This window comes from Streptomyces qaidamensis, from assembly GCF_001611795.1.
GTDB lineage: Bacteria > Actinomycetota > Actinomycetes > Streptomycetales > Streptomycetaceae > Streptomyces > Streptomyces qaidamensis.
Genome location: NZ_CP015098.1, coordinates 8048341 through 8065026 on the forward strand (window position 1 = coordinate 8048341; position 16686 = coordinate 8065026).

Sequence of the window (16686 nt, forward strand, 5' to 3'; positions counted from 1 at the left end):
CGGAGCGCCTCAGTCGAACCGGGCGGGGCTCAGCCCGCCCGGTTCGATCTCGCCGGTCCGCTGCTGCGGGATGCCGACCGAACCCTGCTGCAACGCCACCGTCCGGGCCGGGGCGGGGATGCGGATGCCCTCCGCGCGGTAGCGCTTGTGCAGGCGCTTGATGAACTCGTGCTTGATCCGGTACTGGTCGCTGAACTCGCCGACACCAAGGATGACGGTGAAGCCGATCCGGGAGTCGCCGAAGGTGTGGAACCGGATGATCGGCTCGTGGTCGGGCACCGCGCCCTCGACCTCGGTCATCGTCTCGGCGATGACCTCGTTGGTCACCCGCTCCACGTGCTCCAGATCGCTGTCGTAGGCCACCCCGACCTGGACCAGGATGGTCAGCTGCTCCTCGGGGCGCATGAAGTTGGTCATGTTCGCCTGCGCGAGCTGGCCGTTGGGGAGCACGATGAGGTTGTTGGACAGATTGCGGATGGTCGTCTGCCGCCAGTTGATGTCCTCGACGTAGCCTTCCTCGCCGCTGCTGAGCTTGATGTAGTCACCTGGCTGGACGGTCTTGGAGGCGAGGATGTGGATGCCCGCGAAGAGGTTGGCGAGGGTGTCCTGGAGCGCCAGCGCGACCGCCAGACCACCGACACCCAGGGCGGTGAGCAGCGGGGCTATGGAGATGCCCAGGGTCTGGAGCACCACCAGGAAGCCGATCGCCAGGACCAGGATCCGGGTGATGTTGACGAAGATCGTGGCCGAGCCGGCGACCCCGGAGCGGGACTGGGTGACCGTGCGCACCAGTCCGGCCACCACCCGGGCCGCCGACACCGTCGCCACGAAGATGAGCAGCACGGTGAGCACCTGGTTGGTGGTGTGCTGCACGGTGCGGGTCAGCGGCAGCACGGCCGCCGCGCCCGCCACGCCGCCCACGACCGCCGCCCAGGGCACCACGGCCCGCAGCGCGTGCACGATGACGTCGTCCCCGCTCCAGCGCGTCCGGTCGGCGTGCCCGCCCAGCCAGCGCAGCAGGACACGCAGCGCGAACGCCGCCAGCAGACCCGAGGCGAGGGCGATGCCGGCGAACAGCAGATCGTCCACGGTGAGGTCCCGGTTCACCGGTCACCTCCGGTGCGGGGAACTGCGGCGAACGCCGCCGCCAACGGCCGGATGTGAAGTCTCGTCACGTCGTCACCTGCTCGTTTTCCGGGATGCTCGAAGGTGCCCGACCACCCTGACCTGCGGTCGGCACGATCGTTCATCCTGCCGTATCCCGCACGGGGTTCCGTACCGCGGACGGGGGTGAGCGCAGGGTGAGTCAGCGCACATGACGCACTGTCATGCGCGCTCCTGCCGCGTGACCGAGCCGGCGCGCCACCCGGGTCAGATCACCTTCAGCCGCACCAGCGCCGCCCGGGTCAGATCACCTTCAGCCGCACCAGCGCCGCCAGGGTCAGCGCGCCCGGCACCAGCGGCAGCCAGACGGTGATGACCCGGAAGGCCAGGACCACGGCGGTGGCCACCGCGGCCGGGCCGCCCGCCGCCACCAGCGCCACGACCAGCGCCGCCTCCACCGAGCCGATCCCGCCCGGCGTGGGCACCAGCGCCACGGCGACCGTCGCCGCCAGGTAGGCCACCGCCATGTGCGCGGGCGGGATGTCCAGCCCCAGCGCCCGCCCCGTCAGCACCAGCACGGACGCCTGCAGCGCAGGGAAGGCGAACGACCCGCCCCACAGCGCCATCGCCCGGGCCGGGCGGGTGTGCACCGAACGTGCCTCGCCGAGGGCCGTCCGCAGGAAGGACACCAGGGCCGAGCGCAGCCGTCGGACGAGGGTGAGCACGGCCGCGGCGATCACGAGCACCACCGCGACGCCGGCCAGCAGAGGGCCGAACGCAGTCTCCGGCACCAGCGTGCCGAGCCGCAGCGCCTCGGGGAACGCGATGAGCAGGGCACCCAGCAACGCCACCCGGCCGATGCTCTCGGCCAGCAGGTACAGGGCGAGAGCGGCCGAGGAGCGGGCGAGCGGCAGCCCGCACACCGTCATGAACCGCAGGTTGACCGCGCTCGCGCCGAGACCGGTCGGCAGCAGATGGTTGGCCGCTCCCGCCGCGAACTGCGTGGCCAGCAGCCGCCGTCGGGGCAGCCGTTCGACCACCGCGCCCTGCCGGGTGCAGGAGGCGGCGACCCAGGTCAGACAGGTCGCTGCGGCCGCGGCCAGCAGCCAGGGCCACTCGGCGGTGCGCAGATGCGCGAAACCCGCGGCCAGCACCGACCGGTGCTGCACCGCGACGACGGTGACGAGCAGGAGCGGGAGCAGACACAGGATCTGCCGCAGGCGGCGCACCGGGACGCGACGGGGGAGTCGTCCCGGGCTGAGTTCGGGGAGGTGTAGCGCTGTCACATCCCCAGAGCCTGACCAGGACGGGCCAACTGCGGGTTGCGGGAGCGGGGACTGGGGATTGCGCGCGGGAAGCGGCTGCGTGGGGAGCGTCATCGGGGCCTTTGCGCGAAGGGACGGGGAAGAGGGGGATCGGGCTGATTGTGCGGGATGTCGGGGCCCGAGCGCGAGCTTCTTGACCTCAACATTGCTTGAGGTTCTACGGTCGCTGCCATGAGCATGGAGACCACAGCGTGGACACAGCTGCACAGCGTCATGAACGCCGAACGGGAGCGCCGCCCCTTCGCCCTGGCGACCCTGCGCCGCATCGGCGGGTTCGCCCGCCCCCACCGGCGCCGTATCGCCCTTTTCGTCCTGCTCGGTGTCGGCACCGCCCTGCTGGCCGTGGCGACTCCCGTGCTGGCCGGGTCGGTCGTGGACACGATCGTGTCGCACGGCGACGAAGGCACCGTCGTACGTCTCGCCCTGCTCATCGCGCTGATCGCGGTGGCGGAGGCGGCGCTGGGCATCCTCGGCCGCAGGCTGTCGGCGACGCTCGGAGAGCATCTCATCCTCGATCTGCGGACCGCCGTCTTCGACCATGTGCAGCGCATGCCGGTCGCGTTCTTCACACGCACTCGTACGGGCGCCCTGGTCTCCCGGCTCAACAACGACGTCATCGGAGCCCAGCGCGCGTTCAGCAACACCCTCTCCGGAGTGGTCAGCAACCTCGTCACCCTGCTGCTCACGCTCGCGGTGATGCTCACGCTGTCCTGGCAGATCACCCTGCTGGCGCTGGTACTGCTGCCGGTGTTCGTGATCCCGGCCCGGCGCATGGGCAGCCGGATGGCCCGGATGCAGCGCGAGGCGGCGACGCTGAACGCGGCGATGGGCACCCGCATGACCGAGCGGTTCTCCGCCCCCGGGGCCACGCTGGTCAAGCTCTTCGGCCGGCCGGAGGAGGAATCGGAGGAGTTCGCCGAGCGGGCCCGCCGGGTCGCGGACATCGGGATCCGCACGGCGACCGCCCAGGCGGCCTTCATCACCGCCCTCACCCTCGTCTCGGCCCTCGCCCTGGCCCTGGTCTACGGCCTCGGCGGCTGGTTCGCCCTGCGCGGCGCCCTGGAACCGGGCGCGGTCGTGTCGCTCGCGCTGCTCCTGACCCGGCTCTACGCGCCGCTGACGGCGCTCGCGGGAGCGCGCGTCGAGGTGATGAGCGCGCTGGTCAGCTTCGAGCGGGTCTTCGAGGTGCTGGACCTCAGGCCGCTCATCGAGGAGAAGCCGGACGCGCGCCCGGTGCCCGACGGGCCCGTGGCGGTCGAGTTCGACCGGGTCCGCTTCGGCTACCCGGCCGCCGACAAGGTCTCCCTGGCCTCCCTCGAGGAGGTCGCGACCCTGGACGGGCGAGGCGGCGACGAGGTCCTGCACGGCCTGTCCTTCCGCGCCGAACCCGGCCAGACCGTGGCGCTCGTCGGCTCCTCCGGCGCGGGCAAGTCGACCATCGCGCAGCTGATGCCCCGCCTGTACGACACCGGCGAAGGGGCCGTGCGCATCGGCGGCGTCGACGTCCGCGACCTCACGGCCGGGTCGCTGCGGCAGACCATCGGCATGGTCACTCAGGACGGCCACCTCTTCCACGACACCGTCCGCGCCAACCTCCTGCTCGCCCGCCCGGAGGCCACGGAGGACGAGCTGTGGGAGGCGCTGCGCCGGGCCCGTCTCGACGACCTCGTACGGTCCCTGCCCGACGACCTCGACACCGTGGTCGGCGAGCGCGGCTACCGCCTCTCCGGCGGCGAACGCCAGCGCATGACCATCGCCCGGCTGCTGCTGGCCCGCCAGCGCGTCGTCATCCTCGACGAGGCAACCGCCCACCTCGACAACACCTCGGAGGCCGCCGTCCAGGAAGCCCTCACCGAAGCCCTCGAAGGCCGCACCGCCGTCGTGATCGCCCACCGCCTGTCCACCGTCCGCGCGGCGGACCAGATCCTGGTCGTCGAGGCCGGCCGGATCGTGGAACGGGGCACGCACGAGGAACTCCTGGCGGCGGGGCAGCGGTACGCGGAGCTGTACCGCACCCAGTTCGCCGGGCCGGCCGACAGGACCCGGGGCGCGGCCGTCGAAGAGGCCGCGTAACGGCTTGAACACCCGCCCGGACCTGTGCGTACTCCTCTCCAGTACTCCCGCCGACAGCCCGCACCGGAGAGGCGACGTGTCCCAGCAGCAACCGCCCGTACGATCCACCCGCCGCAGCCCGTCCCGCGTCCCCCGGCCGGGCGCCCTCGCGGCGGCCGGAGCCATGGTCGTGCTTCCTCTCGTCACAGCCTGCGGCGGCGAGAAGGACGCCGGCGGCGGCAAGGCGGCGCCGAGTGTGACGGCCGCTCCCGCCGCCGGAGTCGTCGCACCGGCCAAGGTGGAGGTGATCGCCGGGCTGACCGGCTGCAAGGCGAAGATCCGCATCGACGCCGACGAGCTGCGCCAAGGCCTGTGCCGCACCAAGAAGGCCGACTACCTCATCACCACCTTCCCCGAGGAGAAGTTCAAGGAGACCTGGCTGGAGGAGGCGCGCGTCTACGGGGGAAAGTACCTCGTCGGCCCCCGCTGGGTGGTCAGCGTGAAGCCGGCACTGCTGGAGTCCTTCCGCGCGAAGCTCGGCGGCACGGTCAGGGAGCTGCGGGGCATCGGGCCCAAGCCGGGCGAGTAGTGCCCGCTCCCTTTCGGTTTCCGCTGGTGGGCGTCATGATGGTGCGGCTCGGCACATGAGCCGCCCTCCTGGCGGCGGCATCGGAGATTGAGTTCGTCGTGGTCGCCACCTTCCGTCGCCACTCGCTCGCGGGCGAGATGCTGGTGCTCCAGCTCGCCATCGTCGTGGTGGTGCTGCTGGCCGTCGCCGCGGTCTCCCTCGCCCAGTCCCAGGCCACCTTCAACCGCGTCGAGGGACGCCGGGTGAGCGCGCTCGCCGAACGACTGGCCGCCAACCCCCTGGTGCGCAGCCAGCTCATGCGCCCCGCGTCCGGAGAGGCGCTCGCCCCGCTGGTGCTCGCCACACAGGCGCAGTCCGGGGTGACCTCGGTGACGGTGGCCGACAGCGCCGGGCGGATCGTCAGTTCCACGAATCCCACGGTGGTCGGGGAGCGGATGTGGCTGGGGCCGGGCACCACGCGAGGGCGGGGCTGGTCCGGGCCGTTCACGATGGACGGCAACCGCGAGCTGGCCGCCCAGGTCCCCGTCCTCGGGGCCACCGAGGAGAACCTGGGCCGGATCCTCGGCACCGTGATGATCGGCGAGGCCGATCCGACGGTGTGGCAGCGGCTCAGCGGTGCCTCCTCCTACCTGCTCGCCTACCTGGGCATCGCCAGCGGACTGGGCGTGGCCGGCTCCTGGCTGCTGGCGCGACGGGTGAAACGGCAGACCCTCGGGCTGGAGCCCGGCGAGATCGCCGGGCTCGCCGAGCACCGGGAGGCGATGCTGTACGGGATCGCCGAGGGCGTGATCGCCCTGGACCCGCAGCACCGGCTCACCCTCGTCAACGACATGGGCCGCCGGCTGCTCGACCTGCCCGAGGACTGCGTCGGCCAGAGCCTCACGGGCCTCGGCATCGACGGGAGGCTGTGCGACGTGCTGTCCGGCACCGCCGCCGGCGAGCGTGACGAGGTCGTCGTCCGCCATGGCCGGGTCCTGGTGATGAACCGCATGACCGTCACCAAGGACGGCCGGTCCCTCGGCTCGGTCACCACCCTGCGCGACCGCACCGAACTGGCACGCCTGGAGCGGGAGATCGGCTCCTTCCGCAGCTCCTCGGAGCTGCTGCGCGCCCAGGCGCACGAGTTCGCCAACCAGCTGCACACCATCTCCGGGCTGATCCAGATCGGCGAGCAGGACGAAGTCGTCAGCTACATCCGCGCGTTGAGCCGGCACCGCCAGTCCCTGGACGTCACCCTCAGCCGCCGAGTCCGGGACACCGCGGTGGCCGCGCTGCTGATGGCGAAGGCGTCCCTGGCGGCGGAACGGAAGGTCAGCCTGCGAATCTCGGACGACACCGCACTGGAGCGCCTGGCCCCGGAGGACGCCGCCGATGTGGCGACCGTGGTGGGCAACCTGGTGGACAACGCCGTGGACGCCGCCGCCGCCCGCGACGACGCCTGGGTGGAGGTGGCGCTGCGGCAGGACGCCTCCAGCGTGGAGATCGCGGTCCGCGACTCCGGGCCGGGCGTCGCTCCCGAACTGGCCCACGAGGTCTTCTCCCACGGCTTCACCACCAAGGCCGCGCGGGAGGGCGGGCGCGGCATCGGACTGGCCCTGACCAAGCTGGTCTGCGAACGGCACGGGGGAGAGATCTCGGTGGCCAACACCCCCGAAGGGGCCGTGTTCACCGCACACATGACCGTCAGTCACCTCACCGGCACCGTGGCAAAAGGAGCGGCCCGATGACCGCGGCAAGCGACAAGGCGGGCGCGATCGACGTCCTCGTGGTCGACGACGACTTCATGGTGGCCAGGGTCCACCGCGCGTTCGTCGAACGCGTCGAGCCGTTCCGCGTCGTCGGTACGGCCCACACCGGCGCACAGGCCATCGAGGCGGCCGACGAACTGCGCCCCGATCTCATCCTGCTCGACCTGTACCTGCCCGACCTCTTCGGGCTCGACGTCATCCCCCGGCTGCGCACCGCCGGCCACGACTGCGACGTCATGGTCGTCAGTGCGGCGACGGAGGCCGACACCGTACGCGGCGCGGTCCGGCGCGGTGTCGTCGACTACCTCCTCAAGCCCTTCGACTTCGAGGATCTGCGCCTGCGCCTGGAGCGCTACGCCGCCCAGCGGGGCCGGCTGCTCACGACGGTGGTCCGGGGCCAGGCGGACGTGGACCGGGTCCTGGCCGGTGCCTTCGCCCCCGCACCGGCGTCCACCCTGCCCAAGGGCATGAGCGTGGAGACCGCCGGGCTGGTGGAGCGGGCCCTGCGCGCGGCGGACGGCACGCTGTCCGCGAGCGAGTGCGCCGCCCTCACCGGAGTGTCCCGGGTCAGCGCCCGCCGCTATCTGGAGTACTTCCACGGCACGGGCAGCGCGGAGGTGTCCCTGCGCTACGGCGCCGCCGGGCGGCCCGAACGGCGCTACGGCTGGCTGGCCTGAGCCGCCGGCCGGAAGCCGGCCGAGGGGCCCGTGTCCTCGTGGTGGGCGTGCACGCGCCGTAGCAGGGAGGCGAGTTGCTCCCGCTCGGCCTCGCTCAGCGGCGTCAGGAGGTCGTCGTCCGCGGAGGCGATGTCGGCGCTGAGGTGGTCGAGGGCGAGCCTGCCCTCCGGGGTGATGCGGACGTCGACGCGGCGGCGGTCGGTGGGGCTGCGGACGCACGTGACCTGCCCCGCGTCGGCCAGGTCCTTCACGATCTTCGCGAGGTCACTGGCGTTCATGTCCAGCCGGGCGGCCAGCACGCCCTTGGGCTGCGGACCGAGGTCGGCGACCAGGGTCAGGACGGTCAGATGCCACAGCCGCAGCCCTCGGGCGGTGAGCTTCTCCGACAGGGTGCGGCGGGCGGCCTTTCCCGTCGCGTACATCAGGTACGCGCTGAGGTTCAGCACGCTGGGCGGGGTCATGCGTGAACGTTAGCCCGGCTGTGCCCTTCCTGTGAACGCCGTCCGGGTACAGGTCACTTGGAGGGTTCAGGGGCGTTGAACGCGACCGTCGCCGCGCGGACGGTGCCGCGCGGCGACGATGCCGGCCGGCCCCGGGACCGTACCGGGGCCGGCACGTCAGGGGCGGTTGGTGAGGTAGCCGCCCATGGAGGTGAAGTACTCGGTGGCGGGCAGCTCCCGGCCGTCCTCGGTGCGGACGCGCGTGATGGCCAGGCCGTGGTTGCGGCCCGTCCGGGCGTCGGCGCCGGCGACGATCACCACGCCGTCGCCCTCGCGGTAGAAGATGCGGCCGGGCGTGCCGCCGTAGCGGCCCTCGGAAACGAACGAGGCCAGCACGTCGAGCCGCTTGCCCTTGTGGAAGGTGTAGGCGCTGGGGTACGGCTCGGACTGGGCGCGCACCAGGCGCTCCAGGTCCTCGGCCGGCCAGTTCCAGTCGATGCGGCTGTCCTCGTCGGCCCGCTTGTGGAAGAAGGACGCCCGGGAGCGGTCCTGCTTGGTGAACTCGGTCTGCCCGGCGGCGATCAGGCCCAGCGCGCCGATGGTGACCGGGGCGATGAGGTCGACGGTCTTGTGGAAGAGGTCCGTCGCGGTGTCCGTCGGGCCGACCGGCACGGCCTCCTGCCGGACGATGTCGCCGGCGTCGAGCTCGTCGTTCATCATGTGCGCGGTGACGCCCACTTCGGGCTCGCCGTTGATGAGCGCCCAGATCAGCGGGGAGAACCCGGCGTACTTCGGCAGCAGCGAGTCGTGCACGTTCAGCGTGCCCCGGCGCGGCAGGTCGAAGATGCGCGGGGGGATCCACGTACGCCAGTTGTTGGCCACGATGATGTCCGGGTCGGCCTCCTTGAGGCGCTCGAACAGCTCGTCGTCGTCCGGGCGGTTGCGGATCAGCACCGGGACGCCGTGCTCCTCGGCGAGGTCCGCGACGGAGTCGCTCCAGATCTTCTCGTAGGCGTGCTCGCTCTTGGGGTGGGTCACGACCAGCACCACGTCGTGCTCGGACTCCAGGAGGGCTTGCAGGGTGCGGTGCCCCCAGGTCTGGTAACCGAACATGACGACCCGCATGGGGTTCCTCCTCAGAGCAAGGTGTTGGCCGACGCAAGTAAAGCAAGGCTTACCTTAGTCCGCAACGGGTGGGCGCTCCGCCGCAGTTGAGAGGCCTTGCGCATCCGGCCGTCCGTTTTGCCCTGTCGACACCCTCGCGGGTTTAGCTTAGGCTCACCTAAGTTCCATGGGGTGCTGCTTCGTCTGCATGCCCATCTTTCGTTCCCTCCACACCTGACACGCGGCTGCCCCGCACGATGGGAGTGACATGTCGCAGGTTCTTCCTGATGACGCATCACCGGTCCATGACCTGATCGGTATCGGCTTCGGGCCGTCCAATGTGGCCATGGCGATAGCGCTCCGCGAGCACAACACCCGCGTCGGCAGGCAGGGGGCGATCACCGCTCACTTCTTCGAGCAGCAGCCCCGCTTCGGCTGGCACCGCGGCATGCTCATCGACGACGCCACCATGCAGGTCTCCTTCCTCAAGGACCTGGTGACCCTGCGGAACCCGGCCAGCGAGTACAGCTTCCTGTGCTATCTGCAGAGCAAGGGCCGGCTGATCGACTTCATCAACCACAAGAATCTGTTCCCGCTGCGCGTGGAGTTCCACGACTACTTCGAGTGGGCCGCGTCCCAGGTCGACGACATGGTCTCCTACGGCCACGAGGTCGTCGGGGTCGCGCCCGTGACCCGGGACGGCGTCGTGGAGTACCTGGAGGTGACCGTCCGCTCGGGCGGCGGCCTGGAGGTCCACCGGGCCCGCAACCTCGTCATCGGCACCGGCCTGCGCCCCCTCATGCCCGAGGGCGTGGAGCGCGGCGAACGCGTCTGGCACAACTCCGAACTCCTGGCACGGGTCGACGAACTGGAAGGCACCTCGCCGTCCCGGTTCGTCGTCGTGGGTGCCGGCCAGAGCGCCGCGGAGAACGTCGCCTACCTGCACCGCCGCTTCCCCGAGGCCGAGGTCTGCGCCGTCTTCTCCCGCTACGGCTACAGCCCCGCCGACGACAGCAGCTTCGCCAACCGGATCTTCGACCCCCAGGCCGTCGACGAGTACTTCGCGGCGCCCGAGGACGTCAAGCGCCGCCTGATGGACTACCACGGCAACACCAACTACTCCGTGGTGGACATCGACCTGATCGACGACCTCTACCGGCAGTCGTACCGGGAGAAGGTCCTCGGCACCGAACGCCTGCGCTTCCTCAACGTCTCCCGCCTCACCGCCGTCAAGGAGACCCCCACCAGCGCCCTGGCCACCGTGAAGTCCCTCGTCACCGGCGAGGAGACCGACCTCGACGCCGACGTCGTCGTCTTCGCCACCGGCTACAGCCCCGCCGATCCCACCGGTCTGCTCGGCGAGGTCGCCGACCGCTGCGTCCGCGACGACGAGGGCCGCGTCCGCGTCGAGCGCGACTGGCGCATCACGACCGACCCGGCCCTGCGCTGCGGCATCTACCTCCAGGGCGGCACGGAGCACACGCACGGCATCACCTCGTCCCTGCTGTCCAACACCGCCATCAGGGTGGGCGAGATCCTGGACTCGCTCCTCGGACGCGGCTCCGCTGCCGACGAGGCCCGCACGCTCGCCGACGGCACGGGCAGCACGGCCCGTCAGTAAACACCGCGCTCGATCAACTCACCGCCGGGGCAAGGGATAACGTACGTCCACATGGGCACGACTGCTGTGATGGAGCGCCCCGCGCCCGGGGGCATGGCGAAGACCCGTCGGCGACGGGTCATGGGTCTGGGCACCCTTCTGGCGGTCCTCGTGGCCGCCGCGGCGTTGTCGCTCGCCGTCGGCGCCCGGGCGCTGAGCCCGGCCGAGGTCTGGCACGGGCTCTTCGGGGCCCCGACGTCCGACCAGCGGCTCACGGAGATCCGGCTCATCGTGGAGACCGTACGGGTGCCCCGTACGGTTCTCGCGATCGTGGCGGGCATCGCCCTCGGCGTCGGCGGGGCGCTCATCCAGGGGTTCACCCGCAACCCGATCGCCGACACCGGCCTGCTCGGCGTGAACACCGGCGCCTCGTTCGCCGTGGTGTCGGTGATCGCGGTCTTCGGGTTCTCCGACCCGTTCCAGTACGTCTGGTTCGCCTTCCTCGGGGCGGCGGTCGCCGGTGTCGTGGTGTTCGGACTCGCGAGTATCGGCCGGGGCGCCGGCAACCCGCTGACGCTGGCCCTGGCCGGGCAGGGGATCACGGTCTTCCTGATGGCGATGACCACGGCGGTCGCGCTGTCGAACCAGGCCTCGCTGAACGCGCTGCGGTTCTGGAACGCGGGCTCCGTGGCCGGCGTCGGCTTCGACGTCATCTGGCCGGTGACCGCGTTCATCGCCGTGGGGCTGGTGCTGGCCCTGACCACGCTGCCCTCGCTCAACCTGCTCAATCTCGGTGACGACGTGGCGCGCGGGCTCGGCGTGAACATCGCACTGAGCCGGACCGTCGGCATCACCGCCATCACGCTGCTGGCGGGGGCGGCGACGGCCGCGTGCGGCCCCATCGCCTTCCTCGGACTGATGGTGGCCCACGTGGCCCGCCACCTGACCGGCCCGGACTACCGCTGGCTGGTGCCCTGCGCCGGACTGCTCGGCGCCGTCGTCCTGCTGGTCTGCGACATCATCGGCCGACTGGTCGTCAGGCCGGGCGAGCTGGACGCGGGTGTCGTCGTGGCGCTCCTCGGCGCCCCCTTCTTCGCGGTGCTCGTCTGGCGCGGAAAGTTCAGGAGCGCATGAACGTGACCGAAGTGAAGCCGACGCTGCCGCCGGGCGTGCGGCTGGGCCGGGTGTCGTTCTTCTGGCGGCCCTGGCTGGTGGGCGTCTCGCTGCTGCTGGCGGCGGCGGCCTTCCTGGTCTTCTGCGTGTCCATCGGCGTCGGGGACTTTCCCATCGGCCTGCCGCAGGTGATCCGCACGCTCATCGGGCGGGGCGAACAGGTCGACGAGTTCGTCATCATGGACCTGCGGATGCCGCGTGCCCTGGCCGGGCTCGTCGTGGGGATCGCGCTCGGGGTGTCCGGGGCGATCACCCAGTCCATCGCCCGGAACCCCCTGGCCAGCCCGGACGTTCTGGGCATCACCACGGGCGCGAGCGCGGTCGCGGTGTTCCTCGTGACCGTGTCGGGCGGAGCCGCCGCGGCCGTGACAGACACCGTGGGCCTGTCGGCGGCGGCGCTCGCCGGCGGCCTCGGCACGGGGCTGCTGGTGTACTTCCTGGCCTGGCGGCGCGGGATCGACGGCTTCCGGCTCATCCTCATCGGCATCTCGGTGAGCGCGGTGATGGAGGCCATCACCACCTGGCTGCTCGTCACGGCCGACATCAGGGACGTGGCCCAGGCACAGGCCTGGCTGGTCGGCTCGCTCGACGACCGCTCGTGGGACGAAGTTCAGGTGGCCCTGTGGGGCACGCTCGTCCTGCTGGTCGTCGTGGCCGCCGTCGCGTTCCAGTTCAAGCCGATGCACTTCGGCGACGACGTCGCCGCCGGCCTCGGGGTGCGGTACGCGGCCGTACGGGCGGTCCTGCTGCTGTGCGCGGTGCTGCTGGCCGGTGTGGCGGTGAGCGCGGCGGGCCCGGTCCCGTTCGTCGCGCTGGTCGCCCCGCAGGTAGCGATGCGGCTGGCGCGCTGCCCGACACCGCCGATGCTCGCCTCGGGCCTGGTGGGGGCGCTGCTGCTGATCGGCTCGGACCTGGTCGCGCGGGCGGTGCTGCCGGTCTCGCTCCCGGTCGGCGTGGTCACCGCCGCGATCGGCGGGCCCTTCCTCGTCTACCTGCTGGTGCGGGCCAACCTCCGGTAGATGTACAAGAGTCAGGTGAACCTAAGCAAGGGGGGACCCGTGGTCGCACAGTCCGTCACCGAGGCCGCGGTCGGCGACGCCTCGCGGCTGGCAGCCCGAGACGTCACGGTCGGCTACGGCGGCCGGGTCGTCATCGACGGCCTCGACGTGGCGATACCGCCGGGGGTCGTCACCACGATCATCGGTCCCAACGGCTGTGGGAAGTCCACCCTGTTGCGGACCCTGTCACGGCTGCTCAAGCCCACCCGGGGGACGGTCGTCCTGGACGGCGAGGACATCGGCAGGCTGCGGACCCGGGACGTGGCGAAGAAGCTCGGCCTGCTGCCGCAGGCGCCGGTCGCGCCGGAGGGGCTGACGGTGGCCGACCTGGTCGCCCGGGGCCGGCACCCACACCAGAGCTGGCTGCGGCAGTGGTCCTCGGACGACGCGGAGGTCGTGGAGCGCGCGCTCGCGATGACCGGCGTGGCCGACCTGGCCGACCGCCCGGTCGACTCGCTCTCCGGCGGGCAACGGCAGCGCGTGTGGATCTCCATGACGCTGGCTCAGGGCACCGATCTGCTCCTCCTGGACGAGCCGACGACCTATCTGGACCTGGCGCACGCGGTCGACGTCCTCGACCTGGTCGACGATCTGCACGAGTCGGGCTGCACCGTCGTCATGGTGCTCCACGACCTCAACCTCGCCGTGCGCTACAGCGACCACCTCGTCGTGATGCGGGAGGGGTCCATCCTGGCGCAGGGCCATCCGCACGACATCGTCACCGCCGAACTGCTGCACGAGGCATTCGGGTTGCGCGCCCAGGTGATCGACGACCCGGTGGGCGACCGGCCGTTGATCGTGCCCATCGGACGTACGCACGTGCGCCCGGGACACATCCCGATAAAGGAGCAAGGGTAAGGCTAGGCTAACCTCACTTAGTCACGGTAGGGTTTGCCTGCCCTTTAGGCGAGGGTGCAGCGAACTAGCGCGAAAGCAAGGGGTTTTGGATGCTCCTCCATCGAACGACGTCCCGGAAGCCATGGCGGCGGCTGGCGGCGGTCGTGTCCGCCGCCACCCTCGGCGTCGGTCTCCTCGCGGGATGCGGCTCGGACTCGGCGGACACGGCGGACAACAAGAACGAGGGCACCCAGGCCGCTGCGGCCGGCGCGTTCCCGGTCACCGTGGAGCACGCGTTCGGATCCACGAAGGTCGAGAAGGCACCCCAGCGGGTCGTCTCCGTCGGCTACACCGACGACCAGACCGTCCTGGCCTTCGGCATCAAGCCCGTCGGCATGGTCGACCAGTACCCCAACCCGCCGGGCAAGTCCCCCGACATCAACACCCAGTGGCCCTGGGTGAAGGACAAGTGGGGTGACACCAAGCCCGAGGTCATCATGAAGAACGGCGACTCGGGCCCCAACTACGAGAAGATCGCGGCCCTGCGGCCCGACCTGATCGTCGCGGTCTACTCCGAGATCGACCAGGCCGGCTACGACAAGCTCTCCAAGATCGCTCCCACGGTGGCCCGCACCAAGGCCGAGAAGGAGCCCTTCAGCGCCCCCTGGCAGGACAACGCCCTGCACATCGCCAAGGCCCTCGGCAAGGCCGACGAGGGCCAGAAGATGGTCGACGACATCGAGGGCAAGCTGGCCACGGCCAAGAAGGAGCACCCGGAGCTCGGCAAGCAGACCGCCGTCGCGCTGTCCTGGTACGAGAACTCCGTGGCGCCGTTCACCTCCACCGACATGCGCGGCCGGCTCGTCTCGGGCATCGGCTTCAAGTACCAGACCGGTATCGACAAGGTCGCCGGCGGCAGCTTCTACACCAAGCTCTCGCCCGAGCGCATCGACCTCGTCGACGTCGACCACATCTTCGTCATCAACGACAAGGCCGACACCGAGGCCCTGAAGAAGTTCAAGCTGTTCGCCAACCTCGACGCGGTGAAGAAGGGCAACGTGTCCTACCTGCTCGACAGCGAGGGACCGGCGGTCGGCGCGGCCATCTCCCAGGGAACCCTGCTGTCCATGCCGTACGCGATCGACGAGCTCGTCAAGTCGGTCGAGTAGGGAAGTGAGCACCACCGATACGCGCGTCGCCCCGGCGACCCTGCGCACGACGACCGGGCGCGAGGCAGCCCGCTGGGTCGCGGGACACTGCCGCGCCATGCCCGGGCTCTCGGCCGCGACCGTGCTCACCACGGTCGCGGGGGCGGCGCTCCAGGTGCTCCCGGTGCTCCTGCTCGGCCGGGTGGTCGACGGGGTCGTCGGGGGCGAGGACCGTTCGGTCCTGGTCACGATCGGGGTACTGATCGGTGCCGCCGCGCTGCTCGGCGCGGCGGCCACCGCGGTCTCCACCTACCTGATCGGACGGCTGGGCGCGGATCTGCTCGCGCTGCTGCGCGAAGGCGCCGTCCGGGCGGTGCTCGGCATGCCGAGCGCGCGGATCGAGCAGGTCGGCCGGGGAGACGTGCTCTCCCGTGTCGGTGACGACGTGGCCGTCATCTCCAAGGGCATCCGCACGGCCGTCCCCACGGTGTTCTCGGCGGGCGTGCTGGTCGTCATCGCCACGCTCGGCATGTTCGGCCTCGACTGGCGGCTCGGCCTGGCCGGCGCCGGCGCGCTGCCCGCGTACGCGCTGGCACTGCGCTGGTACCTGCCCCGGTCCGCCCCGCTCTACCGTAAGCAGCGCGTGGCCCAGGCCGACCGGGCCCAGGCGTTCATCAGCGGCCTGAACGGCATCGACACGGTGCGCGCCTACCGACTGGAGGGTGCCTTCCGCGAGAAGGTCACCACCGAGTCGTGGCGGGTGCGCGAGCTCGGGATCGAGGTGTTCCGGTTCTTCGGCCGGTTCGTCGGCCGGGAGAACCGCGCCGAGTTCATCGGCCTGGTCCTGATCCTCGTGGTGGGGTACGCCCTGCTGGAGGCCGACGCGGCCAGCCTGGGCGAGGTGTCGGCGGCCCCGCTGCTGTTCCACCGGCTGTTCACCCCGCTGGGCGCCATCATGTTCACCTTCGACGAGGCGCAGAAGTCGGGCGCGAGCCTGACCCGCCTGGTCGGGGTCCTGGGGGAGTCCGCCGAGGAGCGGCTGGTCGGGGACGAGTCCGTCACGGCGGCCGGGGCCGGGGCGTACCCGGTGACGGTCGAGGGGCTGACGTTCCGTTACCCCGGCTCCGAGGAACCGGTGCTGCGGGACGTGGACCTGACGATCCCGGCCGGCGGGTCCCTCGCCCTGGTCGGCGCGACGGGCGCGGGCAAGACGACCCTGGCCGCGCTGATCGCCGGTATCGGCACCCCGGAGGCCGGCTCGGTGCGCATCGGGACGACGGACCTGTCCGGTCTGGACGAGGCCGGGGCGCGGGCTTTGGTGAGCATCCTGACGCAGGAGACGCACGTGTTCTCCGGCCCGCTCGCCGACGACCTGCGGCTGTCCGCGCCGGGGGCGAGCGACGCCGAGCTGATGGACGCCTTGCGCACGGTCGGTGCGGAGGGCTGGGTCAGCGCGCTGCCCGACGGGCTGAACACCCCGGTGGGCGAGGGCGGTGAGCGCCTGGACGTCACCAAGGTCGCCCAGATCGCCCTGGCGCGGCTGGTGCTGGGCCGGGCGCCGGTGGTGGTGCTCGACGAGTCGACCGCGGAGGCCGGCAGCGAGGGAGCCGCCGAGCTGGAGCGTGCCGTACTGGCCGCGTGTGCCGGCCGGACCACGCTGTTCGTGGCGCACCGGCTGACCCAGGCGATGGCCGCGGACCGGATCGCCGTGCTCGACGCGGGACGCGTCGTGGAGCAGGGGACGCACGAGGAGCTGGTGGCTCTGGGCGGCCGGTACGCACGACTGTGGCGGGCCTGGCGAGAGGGTAGTTAGGCAACCCTAATTTAGGTT

The 16686-nt window shown here is 71.3% G+C and carries 14 protein-coding genes; 10 read left to right on the forward strand and 4 right to left on the reverse strand.

The window, feature by feature from the left end:
* Nucleotides 1–9: 9 nt before the first annotated feature.
* On the reverse strand, nucleotides 10–1107 hold the full coding sequence (locus A4E84_RS35305; protein WP_062930444.1) for a mechanosensitive ion channel family protein: 1098 nt from the start codon (nucleotides 1105–1107) through the stop codon (nucleotides 10–12).
* A 299-nt stretch (nucleotides 1108–1406) separates the two neighbouring features.
* The gene (locus A4E84_RS35310; protein WP_079129427.1) at nucleotides 1407–2306 is read right to left on the reverse strand and encodes a lysylphosphatidylglycerol synthase transmembrane domain-containing protein; all 900 of its coding nucleotides are present in this window, start codon (nucleotides 2304–2306) and stop codon (nucleotides 1407–1409) included.
* A gap of 300 nt (nucleotides 2307–2606) precedes the next feature.
* Here A4E84_RS35310 and A4E84_RS35315 point away from each other — a divergent pair, with 300 nt between their 5' ends.
* The 4 genes from A4E84_RS35315 (at nucleotide 2607) to A4E84_RS35330 (ending at nucleotide 7495) form a co-directional block, all read left to right on the forward strand.
* Nucleotides 2607–4502 (forward strand): ABC transporter ATP-binding protein, encoded by a 1896-nt coding sequence (locus A4E84_RS35315; RefSeq protein WP_107308545.1) that lies wholly within the window; start codon nucleotides 2607–2609, stop codon nucleotides 4500–4502.
* 76 nt (nucleotides 4503–4578) lie between these two features.
* A complete protein-coding gene (locus A4E84_RS35320) occupies nucleotides 4579–5070 on the forward strand; it encodes a hypothetical protein (protein WP_062930447.1) in 492 nt (163 codons plus the stop codon).
* A gap of 98 nt (nucleotides 5071–5168) precedes the next feature.
* Nucleotides 5169–6797, forward strand: a complete 1629-nt coding sequence (locus A4E84_RS35325; RefSeq protein WP_107308421.1) for a sensor histidine kinase — start codon at nucleotides 5169–5171, stop codon at nucleotides 6795–6797.
* Entirely contained in the window at nucleotides 6794–7495 is a 702-nt protein-coding gene (locus tag A4E84_RS35330) for a response regulator (RefSeq protein ID WP_062930448.1), read from the forward strand. The genes A4E84_RS35325 and A4E84_RS35330 overlap by 4 nt, the downstream gene beginning before the upstream one ends.
* Here A4E84_RS35330 and A4E84_RS35335 read toward each other — a convergent pair.
* Both A4E84_RS35335 and A4E84_RS35340 read right to left on the reverse strand, forming a co-directional pair.
* On the reverse strand, nucleotides 7477–7956 hold the full coding sequence (locus tag A4E84_RS35335) for a MarR family winged helix-turn-helix transcriptional regulator (protein WP_062930449.1): 480 nt from the start codon (nucleotides 7954–7956) through the stop codon (nucleotides 7477–7479). The genes A4E84_RS35330 and A4E84_RS35335 overlap by 19 nt on opposite strands.
* A 156-nt stretch (nucleotides 7957–8112) precedes the next feature.
* The gene (locus tag A4E84_RS35340; protein ID WP_062930450.1) at nucleotides 8113–9060 is read right to left on the reverse strand and encodes a methionyl-tRNA formyltransferase; all 948 of its coding nucleotides are present in this window, start codon (nucleotides 9058–9060) and stop codon (nucleotides 8113–8115) included.
* A gap of 247 nt (nucleotides 9061–9307) precedes the next feature.
* Between A4E84_RS35340 and A4E84_RS35345 the strand changes: the two genes are divergently transcribed.
* The 6 genes from A4E84_RS35345 to A4E84_RS35370 all read left to right on the forward strand — a co-directional run bounded on the left by A4E84_RS35345 (nucleotide 9308) and on the right by A4E84_RS35370 (nucleotide 16668).
* On the forward strand, nucleotides 9308–10660 hold the full coding sequence (locus tag A4E84_RS35345; protein ID WP_062930451.1) for a lysine N(6)-hydroxylase/L-ornithine N(5)-oxygenase family protein: 1353 nt from the start codon (nucleotides 9308–9310) through the stop codon (nucleotides 10658–10660).
* Nucleotides 10661–10711: 51 nt separating this feature from the next.
* Nucleotides 10712–11773 (forward strand): FecCD family ABC transporter permease, encoded by a 1062-nt coding sequence (locus A4E84_RS35350; RefSeq protein WP_079129233.1) that lies wholly within the window; start codon nucleotides 10712–10714, stop codon nucleotides 11771–11773.
* Nucleotides 11770–12831, forward strand: a complete 1062-nt coding sequence (locus tag A4E84_RS35355) for a FecCD family ABC transporter permease (protein WP_062930453.1) — start codon at nucleotides 11770–11772, stop codon at nucleotides 12829–12831. The genes A4E84_RS35350 and A4E84_RS35355 overlap by 4 nt, the downstream gene beginning before the upstream one ends.
* A 39-nt stretch (nucleotides 12832–12870) precedes the next feature.
* Nucleotides 12871–13728 carry an ABC transporter ATP-binding protein gene (locus tag A4E84_RS35360; protein ID WP_062930454.1) on the forward strand — a complete coding sequence of 286 codons (858 nt, stop codon included), beginning with the start codon at nucleotides 12871–12873 and terminating at the stop codon, nucleotides 13726–13728.
* Between the two features lie 89 nt (nucleotides 13729–13817).
* Nucleotides 13818–14876: an iron-siderophore ABC transporter substrate-binding protein gene (locus A4E84_RS35365; RefSeq protein WP_062930455.1), complete on the forward strand. Its 1059-nt coding sequence runs from the start codon at nucleotides 13818–13820 to the stop codon at nucleotides 14874–14876.
* A 4-nt stretch (nucleotides 14877–14880) separates the two neighbouring features.
* On the forward strand, nucleotides 14881–16668 hold the full coding sequence (locus A4E84_RS35370; RefSeq protein WP_062930456.1) for an ABC transporter ATP-binding protein: 1788 nt from the start codon (nucleotides 14881–14883) through the stop codon (nucleotides 16666–16668).
* Nucleotides 16669–16686 lie beyond the last annotated feature (18 nt).

Excerpts from the sequence above, each read along its gene's own strand:
- A4E84_RS35335 (WP_062930449.1), bottom strand. The coding sequence starts at position 7,956 with ATGACCCCGCCCAGCGTGCTGAACCTCAGCGCGTACCTGATGTACGCG.
- A4E84_RS35350 (WP_079129233.1), top strand. The coding sequence starts at position 10,712 with ATGGGCACGACTGCTGTGATGGAGCGCCCCGCGCCCGGGGGCATGGCG.
- A4E84_RS35340 (WP_062930450.1), bottom strand. The coding sequence starts at position 9,060 with ATGCGGGTCGTCATGTTCGGTTACCAGACCTGGGGGCACCGCACCCTG.
- A4E84_RS35365 (WP_062930455.1), top strand. The coding sequence starts at position 13,818 with ATGCTCCTCCATCGAACGACGTCCCGGAAGCCATGGCGGCGGCTGGCG.
- A4E84_RS35355 (WP_062930453.1), top strand. The coding sequence starts at position 11,770 with ATGAACGTGACCGAAGTGAAGCCGACGCTGCCGCCGGGCGTGCGGCTG.
- A4E84_RS35345 (WP_062930451.1), top strand. The coding sequence starts at position 9,308 with ATGTCGCAGGTTCTTCCTGATGACGCATCACCGGTCCATGACCTGATC.
- A4E84_RS35330 (WP_062930448.1), top strand. The coding sequence starts at position 6,794 with ATGACCGCGGCAAGCGACAAGGCGGGCGCGATCGACGTCCTCGTGGTC.
- A4E84_RS35315 (WP_107308545.1), top strand. The coding sequence starts at position 2,607 with ATGGAGACCACAGCGTGGACACAGCTGCACAGCGTCATGAACGCCGAA.